Consider the following 22,727-nt stretch of genomic DNA (forward strand, 5'->3'; position numbering starts at 1 on the left):
TAGCTAATATTTATTTCTCCTGTAAAATTGTAACCAGTCCGAATAATCCTGCTTTCAACAATGGATTTCCTTCTAATCGAAATGGCGCTGTTGTCCACGTCAATCTTTCTTCTTTTGGCAATTTTTGATCGCCGATTAATCTATTTGCCCAAGTATTTGTGACTTTAATTTCTATTGAATTTTTTCCTTTTTGTAAAGCTTTTGAAATATCTGTTTTGAAAGGGAAAGTCCAAAGCGTTCCACAGTCCTTTCCATTAATGGAAATCTCTGCCATATTAGAAATTTCACCTAAATCAAGCCAGATTTTATTGGTATCTTTTCCTTTCCAAACAAATTCTTTTTTATAAATCACAGTACCAGAATAATATTTAATCTGATCATTTCCCGAAGTACTCCAATCAAAAAGTTTATTAGTTTTTACAACTTCTTTTGGACCTTTGAATTCTGGATCAAACTGCAATTCCCAATTTTCATCTAAAACCTGAACTTTTTCAAATTCAGCTATTTTTCCTTTTGCTAAAACTTCTTTTGTTCCTTCTTTAAAAATCACAAAACCAGATTCGTTGGCTTCTAAAGTTATTGAAACAATTGTTCTTCCGTTTTCTATTTTCCAATTGGCTAAAGCCGAAGTTTCATCTGTAACTGGATTGTACCATTGTGGAACTTTTCCTGAAATTCTGAAAGACGCCTCAAAAGAACGTTTCTCCGCTTTTTGATTGGAAATGAAATAAATATCTTCAGTATTCGATTTACGATGTGTCCACGCTAATGTTTCTGAATCGGCTCTGTTTAAACTTGGAAAATAAACATCCTGCGTGATTCCAATTGCTGCAAAATCATTTCCTAAATACGGTAATTTGACAACCGTTCCTTTTCCGATTTTCCATGAAGATGAATTGGCGTTATTCCAAATTTCATCAATTATATTCTGCCATTTCTTTTGATCCGCTTCTAAATGAATTCCAGGTTGAAGATTCGGTTTTTCATCCACAAAAATAGTTGCTCCGTCTTTTAGCAATTGCAGGATTTTTTCGGCAGAAGCTAAAGACAACATTTTGTTGGGTGCCATTTTATGACTTCCGGGAAAAAATAAAGCTCCGTATTCAATTCCGCCTTCAAATGAAATTTTTCCGTTAACAACTTTCGCACGATTGATCAAAACATCAGCATTGAAAGAATCGTATTGATAACCGTTTAGCGGATTAATCCATTGTGATAAATCAGTGATATTTTTAGAATAGGTCACTTCTTTTGGCATTTTTGCCGTTGGCTGACCTTCATTTTCTAAACGGGTTTTCTCACTTTCTAACCTTTCTTTTCCAAACACATTCGGAATAAAAGGAACTAAACGATCTGGAACAAAAGAACGAGAAGGGAAATCTTCGCCGATAAAAACTGCCAAATCAATCACAGGTTTTCCTTTTTGCAATTGAAACTGTACTCTTTGGCAATAATCAAACCAAGCTTTTCCAGGTTTCCACCAAGTTTGGTCTCTTTGGAAAAAAGTTCCGATATCGTCTAAAGTCATTCCCGGTTTTCTATCGGTCCACGGATTATGCACAAAAACGTGATAGAATAAACGATTGATTCCTAGAGCATAATTACGGTCAGCTGTTGTTTTTAAATTTCCTGGATGTTCGTCCCAATCCATTCGCAAAGCCGTAAAAGATTCTGCCTGAATAATATCTTTTCCATAAATATGTCCCCCTGAAATGGCATCGACCATATCAAAAGGTTTGTCATGTGTTGGGCTTTTCAGCCAAAATTCACCACCCGGATAATCAACATATTTATAATGCAGCAAAGCGTCGCTCATCATGGTTGGCGCAACATTTTCTGAACTTAACTTAACGTTATATTCTTTTGCAATTTGAGCGACAGTTCCGTAGAAATTATCAGCAACTAAATCGGCAATTGTCTTTCTAACATCATATAAAACTTTCTCTGAAAAATCGGCACTTTCTACTGGAATTCCAGCCATTACTGGCAAATAATCCACAATATCGTAGCCACGTCTCTTTTTAAATTCCGCCTGAAAAACCGAAGACCAGTTTTGGCTTCCACATTCCCAGCTGTCAAAATGAAGGATTTCCAGCACTTTTGAAGCCAGTTCCGGGCCAGCAGAACGAACGGCTTCTCCAAACCAATGATCCAATTGAAAACGAATTAATTCCGGATTAAATTTGTCTACTTCCAATCCTTTTCCTGCTCCGCCAGTAGCATTTTCATGCCCAGTAGAAGTATGTCCCATTCGGATGATTTTCCATTTTCCTATCGGTGCTTTCCAATTAAGATTTCCATCTGCATCAACAAAATTGGAAATATTGATGATTTCTGATTTTTTGAATGCATCAGAATTTGGAATTTCTTTTTCAGTTGTCTGTGGGGTCAAACGCCAGATGACTCCTGACTTTCCTTCGTAATTATTAATCAGCGATTGATTCGAAAGTGTAATTTTACTTACTTTCAGGTTTTGCTTCCACTTCGCAAAATCCAAATCTTCTGCTCCAGGTTCTGTTCCTTTTGGATCGTACACAAATCGGAAATATTTTGCTCTAACAGGCGCAATAGTATGTGTATTTGGGAAATCCATATCCTGCCAGCCGTGGCGCGGTGCAATGAGTCTTTCGTGGAATCTAAAATTAACTCCATCATTACTTACTTCTACAATCAGTCGCTGTGCCTGAAAATCTCTTCCTTTGGTTTCGATTACAATTGATTTACAAGTAAATGGCTGCGCAAATTCATACTGAATCCAACCTGCATCTGCAAACTTGAAGTTTTCATCTTTTTTAGGATCAGCCAAAAACGAAGCATCGGTGTTATTGGATGTCGTTACTTTTGGCAGTTGCATCTGCGAAGTAATTTGGTATTCTTTTATCGGAATCGCAAAAGTTGCAATGTCTTTATAATATTCTTTGTAGTGTGCTGGAATTGGCAATTTTGACGCAACTTTTTTTCCACCTAAAATTTCAGTTGTTGACCATACTACTTTCTGCATCGACATTTCTGGTGTAATCCACGGCCCACCTGCAACCGCAAATCCGTCTGCTCCGTGAAAAGCCAGTTTCAAACCTAAACGATCGGCTTCTTTAAAAGCCCAATGAATCATATCCCAAAATTCAGGTGTCAACTGTAAAACTGGTGGATCTATCAAAGGCGGATTCGCTGGGCCTTTGATGGTCATTAAATAAGCGCCTGCAATTCCAGCTTGTTTCATCGCTTCTAAATCGGCTGTAATTCCCGCTTTAGAATACGCCGATTTCATCCAATACCAATACACCCAAGGTCTTGAGGATTCTAATGTTGGCTGAAAAGTGGTTTCTTTTTTATGGACTTCCTGTGCAGAGACGATACTTGCGAGAAGCAGGATAAAAAAGAGATGTTTTTTTTGAAACATTTTATTGTTTTTTTTTGATAATCTGCTTTATCTGCCAAATCTGCGAGAGCAAATTTTTCCCGCAGATTTAACAAATTTGGCAGATTTTTTACTTTTTTTTTCGTCTTTTTTGTCATTTCGACGTAAGGAGAAATCTTCGCAAGAAACTCCACAAAGATTGGATTCTCGTTACGGAGCTACTCGTGGAGATTTCTCCTCACGTCGAAATGACAAACTATATTTTTAATTAATTTTACAAATCTGGCTAATCTGCAAAATCTGCGGGAAAAATTTACTCTCGCAGATTTAGCTGATTTTGCAGATTTCTTTTAATTATTAATTCTTAATTTTTAATTATCAATTGACTAATATTTAAACTTCTTCAAGCTACTTTCCAATTCATTCTTCCATCCGCTGAAAGGCGTCAAATAAAAACTGTATTCATAATTTCCAGATTTAATCTGATATTGCTCTAAAGGCTGTGCTATAATTGTCCAACTATCGTTTCCTCCCACTCCCATTTGAATTAAATCGATGTTTACGGTCAAAAATCCTGGATCTTTCAAATCGTACGTATGTCCCGATGCGCTTAGGTTTTCCTGTGTGTAAGGCCATGCACTCATACTTAAAACTTTGGTATCGTTTACTACTAAAAATCCGCTGTTTTTCTGCGGAGTACTTAATGCCATCCACCTTACATCGCATCGGTTTCCGTTTTCTTGCGGTTTTGGATAATGTTCGATAAAATCATTAATTGGAAGTGAATATTTCCCCACAAACGAACCAAAACTTCTGTCGCTGTAATTTTCTAGTTCACCTTTTCCGTACCATGAAATCTGGTCGAAGTTTCTTTTAACTCCCATTTGCATTCCAATTTTTGGAATGTTTGGCAGTTTGTCTGAGGCTTTTAAACTGTAATCTACTTTTATAACTCCATTCTCATTGATTTTATAAGCAACTTGCACTTTCGCACTGTCTTTTATAATTTCATATTCACTTGTAATTACAGTACCATCAATTCCAATTCCCATTGTTGTACTTAAAACTTTTGGTTTTGCTTTATACCATTGTTTTAATAATTTTTGAGACTTCCATCCTCTTTTATCATTATCAGTTAAAGGTCTAACAAAATTTGGCAGTAAAGGGGCTAAAACCTGTTCTTCCCCTTTATAAACATACGAAGTCAAAGCTCCATTTTCTTTGCTGATTTTTACTTCAAAAGATTTTCCTTTAACTTGGAAATCGAAATCTGTTTCAGTTGTTTTATAAGCTGCATCTTTTTCATTTCTAAAATCAATTGAAGTTTCTTTCTTTTTCAACACAAACTGATCTTCCGCTACAGTGTAACCTTTTGAAGCCCAAAGCTCGTCTTTTGAAAGCTGAAATTCTATATTTAAAATATATTCGGCATCAGCTTTCATTTTTGGAAGATAAGAACTGATATCTAAAGTTGTCGATTGTCCTGCTTCTATTTTAAATGGTTTTAAAATCTGAGTTTTAATTACATTTCCGTTTTCCAACACTTTTAAAACAGGAATATATCCTTCCAAAGATTTAACAGCCTGACGATTTTTAATTTCTAATTGATTTCCGTTTAAAGTTGAAATCGCTGGCTGGTACACCCATTTATTCTCAAAAATCGAGCCTTTTGGTTTTCCGTAAGAATCTACAATTCCCTTGGTATTGAAATTTCCATCATGGTATTTTTCGCCAAAATCTCCTCCGTGAGCAAAATAATTCTGACCTGATCTCGAATCAAATTTCACGATTCCCTGATCTTTAAATTCCCAAATACAACCTCCTATAACTCTAGGAAGCGAACGGAATTCATCCCATAATTCTTTTAAATTTCCAACTGAATTTCCCATCGCATGCGAATATTCAACGAAAATAATCGGTCTTGTATCTTTCTTTTGATCGACTAAAAATTTAGGTGTGAAAACGCCCGGATAAAAACGGCTGACCATATCGACATAAGAATCATCCTGCGGATTTTCGAATCGATACGCGTGATCGATTGTTTTTGGATAACGTGAATCAAGCGGATCGATATAACCGTCTAATTTTGCATTTCCTTGCGCTGGTTCGTAATGCACTGGACGGGTAATGTCGAAATCGTGAACCCAGCCTGACATTGCAGCATGATTTGGGCCTTTTCCTCCTTCGTTACCTAAACTCCACATTACAACAGAGGGATGGTTTTTATCTCTTTCGACCATTCGAATCATTCTTTCCATATAAGCATTTGTCCAAAGCGGATCATTGCTTAATTTACCACCAATTCCGTGCGTTTCTTGGTTTGCTTCGTCCATCACCATGATTCCATATTGATCGCATAATTCGTAGAAATAAGGATCGTTTGGATAATGACTTGTTCGTATAAAGTTGAAATTGAACTTTTTAATCGTGGTAATATCCTGTTTGATGTCTTCTCTCGTTACGGCTTTTCCTCGTGTTGGATGATGATCGTGACGGTTTACGCCATACACATAAGTCTCTTTTCCGTTGATGAGCATTTTTCCATTCTCTTTTGAAAATTCAATCGAACGGAAACCCACTTTACAGCTTTTTGCTTCTGTGACATTGCCATTTTTATCTTTTATGGAAATGACCATTGTGTATAAATTTGGTTCTTCTGAACTCCATTTTTTAGGATTTTTGATCGTTTCCTGAAAGAATCCAAAACGAACATTATCCAGACGCGGATAACTTTCGTTAATTAAATCGATTACAGGTCTTTGAAGCGGTTCTTTGAACATGGCCGTATTATTGGCATCGTACAACTGAACATGCATCGTATAATCTTTGATTTTTGCTCCAGTCAAATTCTCCACTTTCGGACGCAATTTGAAAATTGCATCTTTGTATTCTTTGTCTAATTTGGTTTGGACAAAGAAATCCTGAATACGGAGTTTTGGCTCAGCCATAATAAAAACTTCACGCTGGATGCCGCTCATACGCCAGTGATCCTGATCTTCTAAATAAGAACCATCTGTCCAACGAATTACACGAACAGAAACTACATTTTCGCCTGCTTTTAAGTAAGGCGTAATATCAAATTCTGATGGTAGAAAACTGTCTTCTCCGTATCCTAAAAACTCTCCATTTAACCAAACTTCAAAACCTGAACTTACGGCTCCGAAATGTAAAGTCACAGTCATGTCTTTCCAGTTTTCCGGAACTGTAAAGCTTCTTTGATACGAACCCACTCCATTATAATCTTTAGGAATATAAGGCGGATTTATAGGTCTAAAAGGATACACGGCACTTTTGTAAATTGGATTATCATATCCTTTCATTTCCCAGTTGGAAGGCACTTCGATTTTATCCCATCCTGAAACAGTATTTTTATAGAAATCTTTAGAAGCTTCTTTTAGGTTTACAGCATATTTAAAATCCCAGTCACCATTTAGCATTTGGATTCGGCTTTTGGTTCTGTCACCTTTTAATGCATCTTCTACACTTGCGTAAGAATAAGCAGTTGCTCTTGCTGGTTGTCTATTGATATTTGTTATCGTTGGGTCTTCCCAAGGAGCAAACTGGTATTTTTTGTGAAGTTCTGGAACTCCTGCAGGTTCTCCTGTAACGGATTGGGCCTTTATGTTAATTGTGAAAAGTAAAATGTAAAATGCATACGTCAAAAATCGTAATCTGAGAAATGGATTATTATAATTTAATTTTGATGTAAACATTGGTTTTATATTGTATTTCATTATTATTGTTTCAAATGTCCCTAAGGGACATAAATACATATTAATTCGTTTTTTTCTATCGACGAGAGCCTCCTAACGGAGTCGTTTCAGTGGGGAGTATTAAGATATTTCATAACTCATAACTCATAACTACTTCTTCTTTTTCTCCGGCGGTGCCACAAAATTCAATTTGCTTTTCCCTAAATCTTTAGACGTTGCAATGGCGATTCCTCTTTGTTCTGCTTTATTAACAGCACAGTAAAAATGATAGACAACGCCATCATGCTTTACCACAAATGATTTATGCGCAAACAAATCATCGTAAGGTTCAGATGATTTAACTAAATCTTCGCCTTTCCAGTCGGTCCAGTTTACTAAGTCGTTTGAAACGGCAAAACGATTAAATGCACCTTGATTCCAACCCGTCCAAAAAGCTCCGAAATAAAACATCACCCAAGTATCATTAATACGCTGGATATAAGCATCTCCAGAAATTCCTTTATGATGGTTGATTAAAGGTTTATCGCCATAACGCTTCCATGTTTTCATGTCGTTTGACACTGCCATCGCAATACGTTCTGCACCTTTAGCTGGATTGATACTATCTCCACGGGCATTGTAATACATGATAAAATTATGTCCTGTAACTTTGTCTTTATCACGAATTACACTGTTTTTGTACATTGTACTATTATCCCACCATTTGGCGTCTTTGTCTTTTGGCGTTAAAACCGGATTTTCTAATCTTTGAAATTCATGCGGCTTTGTCGGTGCTTCTTTCGTGTAGGCCATTCCGATAGATAAAACACCTGCTTCATAACCTTTGCTGTCTCCACCAAAATAACTCATCCAATATTTGTCATCGTATTTTTCCCATTCGTAGCTTCCGCCCCAAGTTAGGTCTTGCAAAGCAATATATCCAGCTTTTTGGTTGACATCCCAATGTTTTTCGTTTTCTGAGAACGACATTACTTTTCCAAGATGTTTCCAATCTAAAAGATTATCACTTTCTGCTAACCAGGTTTCGTAACCTCTTCCGTCGTAAATTAAATACGTCATGTACCATTTCCCGTCTTTTTTAAATACACTCGGGCAATCCATTTTGTATGAGTTGTCGGTAGGAACCATCACCAGACCGTATTTATAAGGCGTTTTGATTTCTTCGTAAATCTCCTGCATTACGCTTTCGGTAATTTCTCTTTTCTTGTATTTGGTAGCACAGCTTGTTATCGCAAGCGCTGAAATGGTTAGAATTAGATATTTAATTTTCATTTTTATATGTTTTTGCCACGAAGGCACTAAGGCTCTAAGTTTTTTTTGTTTTGGAACGATTTAATCTCGCAAAGTTTCTATTTTCTATTTTCTAAAATCTTGCCTCTTGCATCTTTCTTCTTCCACACTCTCTTCTATTTCTTCAATTCCTTCAAACGAGACTCCATGACATCTCTATTCAATTTTACTTTTACCATTCCTGTTGGATGAAATCTTCTTTTCAGGTCGATTGCATTATACACTATGGTGTAAACGTCATTTCCTTCTGGGATTAAACATAATGGAGTTCTCATAATATCCCACCATTTATCTACTTTGGTTTCGATTGGCAAATAATGTGCTTCTGCCCAATTAACACCGTCAGCTGATAATGAATACGCAATCATGTTTGGTAAATGATGTCCCCAACCGTCTGGTCCTCCGTCGAAAATTGCGATGTACAGACCGTTTGGCAATTGACTCACGATTGGATTTTCAACAAAAAGCGGATGCATAGTCTTGATTGGTTCCAAACCTTTGTTCATTCTTAACCAAGGGCCTTCTAAAGTTTTGGATTCGGCTAAAGCCACAAACCAGCCTTTTCCTGATTTCTTCGGATAATCTGCCCATGAATTGAACGGATATGCACCGCTGTAAAATCCGAAATATTTATCTCCTACTTGATATGGAAAAAATGAAGCTACTCCCTGGCGTCCTTCCCAAGGCTGAGAATCTAATCCCGGTTCCATAATAATTCCCATATCTTTATAAGGTCCGCCGATTCCGTTGATCCCTTCTACCATTGACTCGCATCGCCAAATTCTTCCAAAGGAATGATTCGGTTCTATTGTTTTACTTACGGTATAAGCCAAATAATAGCCATACCATTTGTTTGCTTTTTCATTAAAAACCGGCATATAAGACCAAATGGCTGCTCGACGGTCATTCATTGGGTTATCATCTTCTGTAATGGCATAAACACCGCTTGCTTGGTAGATTGTAGATTCTCTTTTCCAATGAATCGCATCTTTACTTGTCCAATGTCCAATTTTGGTTTTTACACGGTCATAATAATAATCTACGCCTTTTTCACCAGCTCTTTCAGTTGGAAACATATGATACGTATCTCCTACTTTTACAACACGTCCACCTTCAAAACCGCCCTGAATTCCTTCTGTTCCAGACATTCCTTCATCAATAACGGGTTTGTTTTCTCCGCCAATAATTTCGAAAAGCGGTTTTTCATCTGAAAATCCTTCTACAATAAATGTTGGATTCCAAAGTTTTCCGTCTGGTAATTTTGCGTCTCTGGCGTTCAATTTTTGGTCGATTTTCAAAACTCCCAAAACAGCAAATAAACCCTTTTGATTGGATAAAATGGTATGGGTTCCTTTTGTATAAGGAATCGCATAAACACTTAGCGGTGGTAAACCTGTAATGGTAACTCCGTTTTCAAGAATTTCATTATTATTTCCAATTTGATTCACTTGAAGATATTCCGCGTTTTTATCTTGAAAAATGCCAATCAAAACCGTTACTGGCTCTTTGAATTTTAATTGTAATGGAGCATTAGTTCCGTTTTTATAAGCTTCTAAAGGAAGTTCCACCCCAGTCAGACCTTGCAATTCTGGAGCTAAACGAACGATATTGTGTTTGCTTCCAGAAAAAACATGCGCATATTGTGTGGTTTTGAAAGTTTTGTAATTGGATTTTACAATTTCAAATGATGCTGGTTTCCATGCGGTGGTTTGCGCTATGGATTGAATGCAGACAGCCAATAGCATTAGAAAAACAGTTTTTAATTTGATGTTGTATTTTTTATTTTTTGAAAACATTGGTTTTTACTTTTTGGCTTTTATTCTTTTAATGTATTTCCCAAATCTTTGTAGAGTTTCTTGCGAAGATTTCTCCTTCGTCGAAATGACAAAACTAGCGTGATAATCTTTGTGGTTACGAGTATGATTTGCTTCGCCTATTCGCTATCGCTCGGGTCTCCTTCGTCGGAATGACAAACTGGAAATTATAAACAATTGGTCCATTACTAATTACTAATCATTCATAATTCATAACTCACAAAGCCTTATAACTCACTTTATACTCCACATTCGGTTTTACAATCAATTGATATTTATTTTTTGCTAATTCTGTAATGGTTCCAGAATTTGTTTTTGGTTTTGTTCCACTTTCAAAAATCAATTTTCCTTCTCCTTCGTCTGCTTTTACTTTGATTTCTTTGGTACTGCAATACACAGAAACTTCTCCGTTTGGTGTTGGCACTTTTCCTTCCATCCATTTTAAACCGCCAAGATTTGGTTTGATTTCATATTCCGAATAACCCGGAGCAGTTGGTTTTACACCCAAATAATATTTGCCTAACAAGTAAATCGGACTTGCACCCCAAGCGTGGCAAAGACTTTTTCCGTAAGGGCGACCGTACATCGTTAAATGTTCTCTTCCTTTTTTGTTCGGATTGTATTCTTCCCAGAAAGAGGTTGCACCTTCATTCAGCATTCCGCCCCAATAATCTTTTATTTCTTTTAAAACGTAATCCTGTTCGCCCATTGCGCACAAGGCTTCCAACTCATAAAAACGCATGTACGGAGTCGTGATTTGAAGAACATTTTTATTCAACAACACTTTATTTTTTACGCTTTGTTTTTGTTCTTCATTAAAATAATTGAAGAAAATACCAAACATATTAGCGTATCTGGTTACGATGTTTTGCATTTTTCCATCGATACGCTGGTGTTTCATTACGTTTTCTTTTTTATCCCAAAAGACATCAAATAATTTAGTTTTTAAATCAGTTCCTAATTTCTGATATTGTTTTTGGTCTTCAGTTTTACCAGCTATCTCAGCACTTACCGCCATGGCTTCAAGGCTTCTTGCTAAAAGCATCTGCTCAAAACTAACTTCTCCTGTTTTTGGCAATCCGTCTGCCCAATCAATAAAAACCCAGTCTCCATCTAATGGTTCAAGGAATCCGTTTTTATTTCTTCTTTCTAAACAGAAATCCATCAATGATTTCATCCTTGGATAAAAAGTTTTGATGAATTTCGTATCGCCCGTATGCAAGTAGTAATCGTACACTCCAACAAACCAATACAGGGAATAATCCATTATAATGTTTACGTGAGCCGTTACAGGATCTTTTCCGCGAAGAGCTAGAAGCGTTCTTTCTACAGAAGCCGAATCAAAGAACAAATAATAATTCATTAAATAACTTTGATAAGCATCGCCAGACCAAACCCAGCGGTCGCGTTTGATTCCGTCGATAAAAAATTCACGAGAAGTTAAATGCATCGTGTAAGCCGAAACATCCCAAATTTTATTCAATTGCTCATCTGAAGATCTGAATGCACCACGATAATTTAATGGCAGATATTCATAAAGCATCGAAATTGAATCGTATTTTATACCTGCATCTGCTTGTACCTGAACATAACGGAATGCTTTCGATCCATCATGCGTATAAGTTTCTGATTGTTTTCCGTCAAAAGATAAATGATCTAACGTTTCACATTTGGCAGAATCTAAAGCCTCTTCGCGAGATTCTCCATAATACAATGCTATTTTTCCTTTTCCTTTTAAACCGTGAATTTTAATATAACCAAAAGTCTCTTTTCCAAAATCTACTAATTGACCAGTTCCGATTTTTTCTGTTTTTTTAGCGCTTAAAGGTTTCGTTGTTAATTTGAATTCAGAAGGTTTATTTTCTGGCGAATTAAAATTCCAAGAACCAACAGAAACCCAAGGCGTACCAGATTGCTGTGCTTTTCCGGTTTCATCAATCCAAAGTTTATCTTCGTTGGTTACTTTCCATGAAGCATCAGATTTAACATATTTGCCATTAATATAAATTGCTGGCAATACCTCCTGATTATACACTTTAAAAGAAATTTTGTGTTTTCCCGCAGGAACTGAAATTGATTTAGGTTGTCCATAAATTTGAACGCCATCTAAAAGCAATTGAAAAGGCCCTTCTGAGTAAATTTTCACTTCGTCTGGTTGCGGAATATCTACTTCTGTCTGAAAAGTGACCAAAGCATAAGGACTGTAATATTGCCAAAGCGGAGGAAATACGGCTTCGCGTTCTGTGCGTCTTACCTGCATTTTATTGCTTAACCAAACTTCAAAATCTCCTGGATACCAGATCCATGTCGCTTCTTTTGACTTTTCCTGTGCAGATGATAGCGAGCAAGAAAAAAGGGCAACAAAAAGAAGTAAAGTCTTAAAAATGGAAAAGCGGTTTAGCATAGTTAGTGTATTTTGGGACTAAAGATAAGTGTTATCTTTACATTTGACAACCTGCACTATCCTGCTATTTCATAAAAAACAGTACTTTTTGATAATTTTTTAAGGGAAAAATTATGAGTTATCACTTTTTTAGTATTAAAAAAAAATGATCTTGAGATTTTTATGGGACGCGGATGAGACGGATTCGCTATCGCGAAGACGCGGACGAAAGACGGATTTATTTTTTAAACACATAGAAACATAGAATTACTTTGTCTGCAAAAGGCGTTTCACTTGCATACATACACATAGCTATGTGTTAATGACTAGTCATTTTCTATTCTCTTTTTTCAACAGCTAAATAAAAATCTATGTTTCTATGTGTTTAAATAAAATCTATGCTGATAGTTTATCATTTTCATCTTCCAAAATATAATTAGAAGGCGTTTTGCCCAAATGCTTTTTAAACATATAAATAAAAGCGCTGGTGTTTTCGTAACCCAAATTGAAAGCGATTTCTTTTATAGATTGTTTTTCGCTAAGTCGTTTTATGGCTTCTAATAATTTTAAGCGAGTGCGCCATTCGCTGAAGTTCATTCCGAGTTCTTTGATGAATAAGCGAGACAAAGTTCTACTACTCATAAACGAAAGTTCGGCATAATAATCAATCGTGTTTTTGCTGGCAATATCTTCCATTATCAGCTCGACTACTTTTTGCAATCTTTCGTGATTGGTTGTGGGCAGAAAAGTGGCGCTTGGTTCTATTAAAGCCAGTTCATCCAGAAAGACCGATATGATTCTGTGTTGTGGAGCCGTTAAATTTCCATCTACTCCAAAAGAAATGATTTTGAAAACCAATTGTTTTAAAAACATCGGAATATCAAATGAAAAACTTTTTTCAGGCAATCCTGCCATTGCAGACGGATCGATAAAAACGCTATAATAATTAACGTCTTTCTGAAAAGTAACCTGATGCTCTACTCCGCCCGGAAGCCACAAACCCTGCAACGGATTTACCACCCAAATATGATTGCCCACAACAACATTCATTACGCCACGGGTTGCATAAATCAGCTGACCTCTTGGATGTGAGTGTGAAACACACATTTCGTTAGTCACCATTTCGGTGTAGCCAATAACAGGAATTGATGGATCTACTCTGTATCCATGTTCCTGTGCCATTCGATATGTCCGAATTTGATTATTCATTGTCCAAATATAGCAATTTTGACATTTTAATTTGTTTCAATTTTGTAAAAAATTAATACAGCTGTAATTTTTAAAAATACCATTAACCTAAAAAACACTCATGGAAACCGTTAAAGTACAACCAGAAGTAATAAAAAAAACAACGTATTCGATACTTTTTATAATCAGCTTTTCGCATTTAATTAATGACCTTTTACAAGCTGTTGTTCCGTCTATTTATCCGCTTATTAAAGATAATTTCGGATTGAGTTTTACGCAGATCGGAATCATCACTTTTACCTATCAAATCGTAGCTTCGATCCTTCAGCCTTTTGTGGGAATGTATACCGATAAAAATTCTAAACCCTATTCATTAATTGTCGGAATGTGTTTTACAATGACTGGATTATTTTTAGTCTCAATTGCTACTAATTTTGGTTTCTTACTCTTATCAGTAAGTTTAATCGGAATCGGATCTTCGATTTTTCATCCAGAATCATCACGTGTAGCGCATTTGGCTTCGGGTGGCAAAAAAGGATTGGCGCAGTCTATTTTCCAGTTAGGCGGAAATGCAGGAAGCGCTATCGGACCGTTATTAGCGGCTTTTATTATCATTCCACACGGGCAATCTTATGTGGCTTGGTTTTGTATTATTGCTTTGGTTGGAATTTTTGCTTTGTATAAAATTGCGATTTGGTACACGGCACATTTATCTGAAAGAAATGCGAACAAAGCAGCGCTGAAAATTGAAACGCACCACTTATCTAAAAACCGTGTAATTGCTTCGTTAATCATTTTATTGGTTTTAATTTTTTCTAAATACTTCTACATGAGCAGTATTACGAGTTATTACACTTTCTTTTTGATTGATAAATTCCACATCTCGATTCAGCAATCACAAGTATATCTATTCTTGTTTTCTGGAGCTGTTGCTGCCGGAACTTTAATCGGTGGTCCAATTGGTGACCGATATGGCCGAAAATACGTAATCTGGGTTTCTATTCTCGGAGTTGCTCCGTTTACTTTAATGCTGCCTTATGTTTCTCTTTTCTGGGTTGGAACTTTATCTGTAATCATCGGATTGATTCTTTCTTCGGCTTTCTCTGCAATCTTAGTTTATGCAACTGAATTAATGCCTGGAAAAGTCGGACTTGTAGCGGGTCTTTTCTTCGGATTTGCCTTCGGAATGGGCGGATTGGGTTCTGCTGTTTTAGGAAAAATCGCCGATGCAACGAGTATAGAATATGTATTTAAGATTTGCGCATTCTTGCCTTTGATTGGGGTTATTACTGGGTTTTTGCCTAATATCGAAGGCAAAAAGAAGGCTGAGTAATTTTTTTTAAACACATAGAAACATAGATTTTGAATTGTCTTTAGAAGGCATTACATTTTATAATAAAACACATAGTTTTCTAGATTGAAAAGCTATGTGTTTTTTATTTATTATCGTTTGCAAACATAGTCCGTGGTTTCAACCACTGGAACGCAAAGCATATAACATTACATTTATCAAAATACGTTTCCCGTGGTTAAAACCACGGGTTATGTTTAAAATATGAATTTATTAATTCCCATTAAAAACCAAATACAAAACCAAAATCGTCAATCCCAGCAAACCGAACAAAAGCTTTACCTTTTTACTAGTTTTAGGAATATCCGTTTCATCTGAAACATTCACTTCAGGATTTCTATCGGTTAAAGAAATGATGACCGCACTAATCATTAAAACAGCAAAAATGTAAAAGGAAATCAATAAAAAGTGAGGCCAAACTGGGTATTTATCCGCTGGAAAAATCCATAAATATAAAACCCCGACAAATAAACTAAAAGCAGAACCCCAAGAAAGTGTTGCATTTACGGCTTTTTTGGTCGTGCGTTTCCAGAAAACACTCAAAAGGAAAACAACAGATAATGAAGGAGCTAAGAAACCTAAAACCGCCTGAAAAATGTTGAATAAATTCTGCCCTTTGATATTATCAATCGCAACGGCAATCAAGATCGCAAAAACACATCCTGCAGCAATCGTTAAACGGCCAATTTTAATCTGATCCTGAATCGTCGCCGTCGGGTTGATTTTCTTCACATAAATATCATTCGTAAAAACGGTGCTCAAAGCATTTAACGAAGAACCAATTGTTCCTACCAAAACGGCAATCATAACACAGATTACCAAACCATTCATTCCGCTTGGAAAAAGATTTGTAACCATGGTCATATAAGCTAAGTCTGAATTACTTCCTAATTCTGGATATAAGGCATAACACAAAATTCCTGGTAAAATAAATAATGGAAGCGCCATAACTTTTAACCATCCAATAAAGTTGACGCCCAATTGTCCCTGTTCTAAGTTTTTAGCTCCTAAAACACTCTGCACCATCGATTGATCGGTACAGAAAAAAGCAACTGCTGCTACAGGATAACCCAATAAAATAGCTGGCCACGGATAATGCGCATCATTAGAAGGGCGAACTAAATTCCAAAAGTTTGAAGGAGTTTTAGCTATTAAAACATCGATTCCGCCTAACTTTTGCAAACCTAAAAAAGAAAGCGTTAATGAAACTACAATCAACAAAATCATCTGAAAAACATTTACTTTAGCAATTGCTTTCAATCCTCCTGCAAAAGTGAAAATTCCGGAGAAAATCACTAAAACGGTAACACTCTGCCACATCGGAATTCCTAAAATCTGACGCACTAAAACACCTCCGCTGAATAATCCTAATGATAGCCAGCTTACCAATATTTTGACTAAAGCATACCAAGCCAAAATATTCTGCGTACTGTCGCCGTAGCGTTTCCCCATATATTCGGGCATTGTGCTTACTTTACTCGCAATATAACGTGGTGCAAAAACCATTGCCAAAAGCAGTAAAAACACAAAAGCATACCATTCGAAATTTCCGGCTACAATTCCCGTAGCGTAACCAATACTCGCAAAAGCCAATAATGACGACGGCCCAACGTTGGTTCCCCACATATTAAACCCAATGCTGTACCAGTTTAAAGAATTTCCGGCAAGAAAAAGCGTTTCGTTTTTCTTTCTCTGCTTCATACTTACCACATATCCAATGACTAATAAAGCCACTAAATAACCCGCAACAATTACAAAATCGAGTGTGGTTAATTTATCGTAGATACTGTTCATAGTCCGTATTCGTTAAGAATATCGGCAATTTTAACCGGCATTCCAGTTTGCAGAGATTTGTCCATTGCTTGTAATAAAGCAACGGTTCCAATTCCTTCTTCCATGTTTGGATACGCTTCGAAATCTTGCTCAATGCTGTCTACAAAATATTCTAAGTAATTTTGATATTCTCCGCCGTGATGACTTTGTCCTTCAAAACGGAAATAATATTTAATCGTGCTGTCGCCCCAAGTAATTACTTTTTCTTCGCCTGTTTTGTCTGTAATCGCATAACGCAATTCGTGATAATCCGCCTGACTTGCTCCTTCTGTTGCTCTCAAAATCGTGCTCATTCCGCTGTCGCGTTGCGCTGGCTGAGTCGGGGAAGTATACACACCACTTACACGTGCAATTCTGCCGTCTGTCGCTTTGAAGATAAAATGCATAGTATCTTCATTTTTTAATCCGGCTGATTGTCCGTTGGCACTGATCATTCCGTAACCCATTACTTCCTGGATATTTGGCAAATACCATCTGATGAAATCTACAGGATGACTCAAACCTCCGTACAGCCATTTAAAGGATTGCAAAAGCGACCATTCTTTCTTTAAAAACCATCTGTGGTCGGCATGGTATTGTGCTTCAATCGTAATTAAATCTCCAATTAAACCTGCTTCGTAATCAGCTCTTTGTCTTTTGGCTGGTTCGAAGAAACGAGAACTTTGTCCGATAAAAACTTTCTTTCCTGTTGATTTGCTTAATTCTAAAAGCTCTCTGGCATCCGAAAGATCATCAATAAACGGTTTTGTACAAACGACATGTTTTCCGTGAAGTAAAGCTTGTTTTACATGCTGTGCGTGAAGATGATCTGGCGTATAAATCGCTATAATATCAATTGATGCATCGTTTAACAAATCATCGTAGTTCGTGGTGTACGAGTGAAAATCGAATTCTTTTGCACGTTGTTTACACAATTCTTCGTTTCGGTCGCATATTTTAACGAGTTCTAGTTTGGAACTTTCTATTGCAGCCGACATTGTGCTTCGTCCTTCTCCAAGTCCCAGAATGGCTATTTTTAACATTGGTTGTGGTTATTTTAGATTGTTGATTTTAGATTTTAGATTGTTTTCGAAATCTTCTTTGAGGTTAGTTTTATTTTTCACGCAGATTACGCAGATCTAGCAGATTTTCTTTTTTCTTGATCCTCTACTACGATCTTTCTTCTTGCTTCTTTCCTCTTTTATTTCTTCTCTTCGACATTCACTTTGTTTAAGAAAATCCAGGTATCGTCTGGTTTTGCGCCTTCAATTCCCGATTGGTATTTTTTCATTAAAGCATTCCATTGATCTACTTTCGGATTATTTTCAGTTGTTTTTGGATTTAGTTTATCCAAGCTTTCCCCTTTCGGAATACTGATTACCAAGATTAATTGTCTGTCTTTTTTGAAAACTTGCAATTGCTGAAAATCGGCATTACAGAAACCTTTGGCAACTTCTGGCCATTTCTCGAATTGCGTTTTGTGATACTCTACATATTCTTTTTGCAGTTTTTCATCGGCAGGAAGATTTGCTGTTAAAACCACATTTTCCCAATCTGATGCTGGTTTTGAATCTTTACATCTTTCGAAGTTCTGGAAATCGTAAACCAAATCTTCATAGATTTTAATTTGTAAAGATGGAAAAGCACCCGCCAGTTTACGTTTTGTTCTTTCTGGCTGATTCATTTTTCCGTAAATCACCAAATGATTTTTCCATTGGTACAATTCCTGACCAACGATTCTAAATCCAACCAAAGTCGATTTGATTTTTTCGATATCAAAATCAGAGCCTATCAACTCGATGGCATAAGGTTTTGGCATTTCCTGCAAGCCCCATTTTTCGTCGATAACAACTTCTTTTTCTAGGTCTTTATATGGCGCTCTAATTCCAGCAGCATCTTTAATTTTTGAACTTACATACGGATCGTTGTGTTCCCAAATATTTCCTTTTGGACCATTATGATTTTTAAGGATTTTCTTTTCGGCAATCCAGTTATTTTTAATGGTAAAGCCTTCACTTCCTTCATCAGTATACAGATACAGCCATAAAAACGGGTCGTGTGCATACGGACTGTTGTACACTTTATCAATGTAGTTTTCTTCTATTCGGCTATTTGGCTGAGCAGAAAGCGTGTAAATTCCCGAAACATCATGCAAATGTTTGGCATAATGATGAATTTTATTTCCTATAATTTTATTGTTTTGCATCACATTAGGTGTGTGCGTCCAACCCCAACCCATTGCGATTCCAGAATACGATACATCCGAAATTTCGTTGTGTTCAATCGTAATATTTCGAACAAAACCAGCACTGATTCCAAGAGTTCCCCAATCTTCATTGGTAACGTTTGTGATTAAATTATCAGAAATCACTTCATCCGAACACATTTCTCTTTCATCTTTTATGATTAAAGGCAAATGCGCTTCAAAAGCTTCTTCAGAGAAAATTCCAACATTAATGGCACTTCCACCAATGTCTTTAAATAAATTTCCTTTTACAGTATTGTGATTTGTTCCTTTATTTAAATCTAAACCAGTCGAAGCCAAATGCTCAAAACGGCATGATTCAAACTGAATATTATTAGCATAATTTACTTCAACCGCAGCACGAGGTCTTCCCACCCAAGCCTGATTCTCTAAATTGGCCTGATTTGGAGTTCCTGGCTGTTTCAATTTATAAGCATCCAGCAAATACAAACCTGACTGCAATGGCACGTGACCTTGTTGCGATGGACGAAGCCAGTTGCTGTATTGAAACGAAATTCCTTTAAATTGAAAATGATGTACAGGAGAATCGATTGTTCCTTTTACTTCCAATAAATTTTCTAAAACTGGAGCTGTAACGGTAACCGAATTCATTTCTTCGCCAGCTCTTGGAATATAATAGATTTTAGCATTTCTCTTATCCAAATACCATTCTCCAGGCTCGTTTAAAAGCGAAAAAGCATTGTTTAAGAAATAGGCTGAATTTCCGTTGTTTTTAGAAATCCACGGTGCTGGCCAAGGATGCTCGCTTTGAATACGGCTTTCTGGTTCTTCAAACGAAAGTTTAGCACTGTCTTTTTGAACTTCTATATTTTTGATACGCAAATTAGCATTCGACCACCATTGCACAATAAACATTTCCATTCCTGGTTCGAACTTGACCGATTTATCTTTAAACGGAATCCAACAGGTTTGTTCTTCGTGATTCCACGATAAAATACGTTCCATAGACGTTCCAGCTGTATTTTTGGCTCTTACGGCTTTTTTTCCGTTTACCCACAATTGTCTATAATCAATCATGCTTCCCGCTTTTTTAGGAGCATCAGCCACCCAAACTGATCCTTTTTTAAGTCCGTTGATAACGGTTGTAGATTTTGTCCAGTTTTTGATTTCGATTCCGCCATTTATAATAGGTCTTGCATTTGCATCGGCTACAATTGTTGTCGGACTTTCCGCCGTTCCCGAATCTTCAGGACGCACAAATAAAGGTTCGTTTAAATAATACGTTCCGTTCATTACTATGATTCGGATTCCGTCTTTTATAGATGGATCTTTTAATCGGCGTAGTTCTCTGGCTTTTCGCATCGCCATGTGAACTGTTGCCAGCGGACTTGATTTTGTTCCGATGTTCGAATCTTTTCCTGATGGTGAAACCCAAATTTCAGCTCCACTTGCCGAAAGCGAGAATACCATCAAAAAAACAATTAGTAATTTGTTGAAAGGAATTAAACGCATTATTTATAGTATTGATTTTTTTCTTGAGCTAAAATTACGAGGCATTTATTTAAAGCGCTATAATTTTTACAAATAAATGTACTTTTAACACTTTTACCAAATAACAGGGACAATTTAAAAGAATATAAAATTACAGGCATCCTGTACCCTCCTGCAATACTGGGTTTAAAACATTCTTTTTAAAAACCTGACTTTTCATTATCTTCTGATTTCACAATCAAAAAAAGTTAAATTCATAATAATTCTGTGATAAAGTGCCTAAAAATAGCTTTTGATAATATTTTTTTAATAAATTTGTGTAATCGATTACATTTAAATATTATCATTTATAAGAACTTAAATTTTCATATAAATAAAATAAACACCAAAAAATTTACTAACAATGAAAACCAACCGACTAAAATTTGCTTCTCTTGTACTTGCATTAATGATGTGTCTGAGTTCTAAAAATGGGATTGCCCAGAGCGTTTCGAATAGCACTTACCAAAACATTGAGTTTAAAATGTCTAAAGTTAACGAACCCGTTATTCCGAATTACAGTGTAAATTTAAAAGACTTTGGAGCTGTAAACGGTGGTTATGTTTTAAACACAAAAGCTTTTGCTGATGCGATTGATGCACTTTCTAAAAAAGGCGGAGGAAAATTAATTATTCCACCTGGAATTTGGCTGACTGGTCCAATCATTCTAAAAAGCAATATCGAATTGCATGCTGAAACTGGTGCGTTGATTAAATTTTCTACTGATAAATCTTTATATCCTATTATAGAAACAAGCTTTGAAGGTTTAAACACTTGGCGATGCATATCTCCTATTTACGGAAAAAACTTAGAGAATATCGCTTTTACTGGAAATGGCGTTTGGGATGGTTCTGGCGAAGCTTGGCGACAAGTTAAAAAGAGCAAACTGACAGATGAGCAATGGAAAAAATTTGTCGCTTCTGGCGGAGTTTTAAATGAAAAGAAAGACAGCTGGTATCCTTCTGAACAATATTTAAAAGGTGCTAAAGGAGCAGATCAGAACATTCGTCTTGACTTGAAAACGAAAGAAGATTTTGAAGCGATTCATGATTTTCTCCGTCCGGTTTTGGTCAGCATTCAAAATAGTAAACGAGTAATGTTTGACGGGCCTGTTTTCCAAAATTCTCCAGCTTGGAATATTCATCCTTTATTAATTGAAGATTTAATTGTTCGAAACATAACCGTTCGTAATCCGTGGTTTTCTCAAAATGGTGATGGTCTCGATGTTGAATCTTGTAAAAATGTAGTAATTGAAAATTCAAGTTTTGATGTCGGTGATGATGCGATTTGTATTAAATCTGGAAAAGACAAAGACGGACGTGACAGAGGCGTTCCTTGCGAAAATATCATTGTAAAAAATAATATTGTTTATCACGGTCACGGCGGTGTTACGGTTGGAAGTGAAATGTCTGGCGGGGTAAAAAATCTGCATGTTTCAAACTGTACTTTTATGGGAACTGATGTTGGTCTACGTTTCAAGAGTACTCGCGGGCGTGGCGGTGTTGTAGAAAATATCTACATCTCAGACGTTTTTATGACTGATATTCCGTCACAAGCGATTTCATTTGATTTGTATTATGGCGGGAAATCTATTGCTGAAACTTTAGCCGAAGGCGGAAATACCGTTAGCACAAAAGCAATTCCTGTAAACGAAGAAACACCTCAGTTTAAAAATATTGTGATCAAAAATATTACGATTAAAGGTGCTCAGCAAGCGGTATTTTTACAAGGTCTTCCTGAAATGAATTTAGAAAATATTGAAATCACAAACTTGATTGCTAAAGCACAAAAAGGATTTTCTATTATTGACGCTAACGGAATTAAAATCAGCAACGCACAATTGGATATCGAAGCCAAAAACGCTTTCGAAATTTATAATACTAAAAACCTTTCGCTGAAAAATATCGAGTTTAATCCTTCTTCTTCAAATGCCATTACGATTAATGGTGAAGCAAGTAAGAATATTGATTTGAGTGGTTCTTCAGCTAATTTTTCGAAGACGACAACTATTGACAAAAATGTTCCTAAGAAAGCGGTTAAATTCTAGAATCAATTTTCAAATATAGCCCGTGGTTTCAACCA

11 protein-coding genes are annotated in these 22,727 nt (G+C 36.3%); 2 read left to right on the plus strand and 9 right to left on the minus strand.

The genetic code is table 11. The features are described from left to right. Positions 1–10 precede the first annotated feature (10 nt). The 6 genes from BLP44_RS18590 to BLP44_RS18620 form a co-directional block, all read right to left on the minus strand. Complete coding sequence (locus tag BLP44_RS18590) at positions 11–3,400, minus strand: glycosyl hydrolase (protein WP_091135095.1); 3,390 nt, start codon at positions 3,398–3,400, stop codon at positions 11–13. A 344-nt stretch (positions 3,401–3,744) separates the two neighbouring features. Continuing rightward, on the minus strand, positions 3,745–7,092 hold the full coding sequence (locus tag BLP44_RS18600) for a glycoside hydrolase family 2 TIM barrel-domain containing protein (RefSeq protein WP_244511814.1): 3,348 nt from the start codon (positions 7,090–7,092) through the stop codon (positions 3,745–3,747). A gap of 129 nt (positions 7,093–7,221) precedes the next feature. After that, positions 7,222–8,343: a glycoside hydrolase family protein gene (locus BLP44_RS18605; RefSeq protein ID WP_091135102.1), complete on the minus strand. Its 1,122-nt coding sequence runs from the start codon at positions 8,341–8,343 to the stop codon at positions 7,222–7,224. Positions 8,344–8,477: 134 nt separating this feature from the next. After that, a complete protein-coding gene (locus BLP44_RS18610; protein ID WP_091135103.1) occupies positions 8,478–10,157 on the minus strand; it encodes a glycoside hydrolase family protein in 1,680 nt (559 codons plus the stop codon). 235 nt (positions 10,158–10,392) lie between these two features. Further along, entirely contained in the window at positions 10,393–12,579 is a 2,187-nt protein-coding gene (locus BLP44_RS18615) for an alpha-L-rhamnosidase-related protein (RefSeq protein WP_091135105.1), read from the minus strand. Between the two features lie 375 nt (positions 12,580–12,954). Continuing rightward, positions 12,955–13,740 carry an AraC family transcriptional regulator gene (locus BLP44_RS18620; protein WP_091135106.1) on the minus strand — a complete coding sequence of 262 codons (786 nt, stop codon included), beginning with the start codon at positions 13,738–13,740 and terminating at the stop codon, positions 12,955–12,957. A gap of 127 nt (positions 13,741–13,867) precedes the next feature. Here BLP44_RS18620 and BLP44_RS18625 point away from each other — a divergent pair, with 127 nt between their 5' ends. After that, the gene (locus BLP44_RS18625) at positions 13,868–15,079 is read left to right on the plus strand and encodes an MFS transporter (protein WP_091135108.1); all 1,212 of its coding nucleotides are present in this window, start codon (positions 13,868–13,870) and stop codon (positions 15,077–15,079) included. A 231-nt stretch (positions 15,080–15,310) separates the two neighbouring features. On the opposite strand, the gene BLP44_RS18630 is transcribed toward BLP44_RS18625, so the two are convergent. From BLP44_RS18630 to BLP44_RS18640, 3 genes are all read right to left on the minus strand, one after another. Continuing rightward, positions 15,311–16,891 carry a sodium:solute symporter gene (locus tag BLP44_RS18630; protein WP_091135110.1) on the minus strand — a complete coding sequence of 527 codons (1,581 nt, stop codon included), beginning with the start codon at positions 16,889–16,891 and terminating at the stop codon, positions 15,311–15,313. Further along, entirely contained in the window at positions 16,888–17,952 is a 1,065-nt protein-coding gene (locus tag BLP44_RS18635) for a Gfo/Idh/MocA family protein (protein ID WP_091135112.1), read from the minus strand. Before BLP44_RS18635 ends, BLP44_RS18630 begins: the two co-directional genes overlap by 4 nt. Before the next feature lie 158 nt (positions 17,953–18,110). Next, a complete protein-coding gene (locus BLP44_RS18640; protein WP_091135113.1) occupies positions 18,111–20,627 on the minus strand; it encodes a right-handed parallel beta-helix repeat-containing protein in 2,517 nt (838 codons plus the stop codon). Between the two features lie 427 nt (positions 20,628–21,054). On the opposite strand from BLP44_RS18640, the gene BLP44_RS18645 reads away from it, so the two are divergent. Beyond that, positions 21,055–22,692: a glycoside hydrolase family 28 protein gene (locus tag BLP44_RS18645; RefSeq protein WP_394363690.1), complete on the plus strand. Its 1,638-nt coding sequence runs from the start codon at positions 21,055–21,057 to the stop codon at positions 22,690–22,692. Positions 22,693–22,727 lie beyond the last annotated feature (35 nt).

It is taken from the genome of Flavobacterium anhuiense (genome assembly GCF_900101855.1).
GTDB classification, from domain to species: domain Bacteria; phylum Bacteroidota; class Bacteroidia; order Flavobacteriales; family Flavobacteriaceae; genus Flavobacterium; species Flavobacterium anhuiense.

Excerpts from the sequence above, each read along its gene's own strand:
- BLP44_RS18610 (WP_091135103.1), bottom strand. The coding sequence starts at position 10,157 with ATGTTTTCAAAAAATAAAAAATACAACATCAAATTAAAAACTGTTTTT.
- BLP44_RS18625 (WP_091135108.1), top strand. The coding sequence starts at position 13,868 with ATGGAAACCGTTAAAGTACAACCAGAAGTAATAAAAAAAACAACGTAT.
- BLP44_RS18620 (WP_091135106.1), bottom strand. The coding sequence starts at position 13,740 with ATGGCACAGGAACATGGATACAGAGTAGATCCATCAATTCCTGTTATT.
- BLP44_RS18645 (WP_394363690.1), top strand. The coding sequence starts at position 21,055 with ATGATGTGTCTGAGTTCTAAAAATGGGATTGCCCAGAGCGTTTCGAAT.
- BLP44_RS18590 (WP_091135095.1), bottom strand. The coding sequence starts at position 3,400 with ATGTTTCAAAAAAAACATCTCTTTTTTATCCTGCTTCTCGCAAGTATC.
- BLP44_RS18605 (WP_091135102.1), bottom strand. The coding sequence starts at position 8,343 with ATGAAAATTAAATATCTAATTCTAACCATTTCAGCGCTTGCGATAACA.
- BLP44_RS18630 (WP_091135110.1), bottom strand. The coding sequence starts at position 16,891 with ATGAACAGTATCTACGATAAATTAACCACACTCGATTTTGTAATTGTT.
- BLP44_RS18635 (WP_091135112.1), bottom strand. The coding sequence starts at position 17,952 with ATGTTAAAAATAGCCATTCTGGGACTTGGAGAAGGACGAAGCACAATG.
- BLP44_RS18615 (WP_091135105.1), bottom strand. The coding sequence starts at position 12,579 with ATGCTAAACCGCTTTTCCATTTTTAAGACTTTACTTCTTTTTGTTGCC.
- BLP44_RS18600 (WP_244511814.1), bottom strand. The coding sequence starts at position 7,092 with ATGAAATACAATATAAAACCAATGTTTACATCAAAATTAAATTATAAT.
- BLP44_RS18640 (WP_091135113.1), bottom strand. The coding sequence starts at position 20,627 with ATGCGTTTAATTCCTTTCAACAAATTACTAATTGTTTTTTTGATGGTA.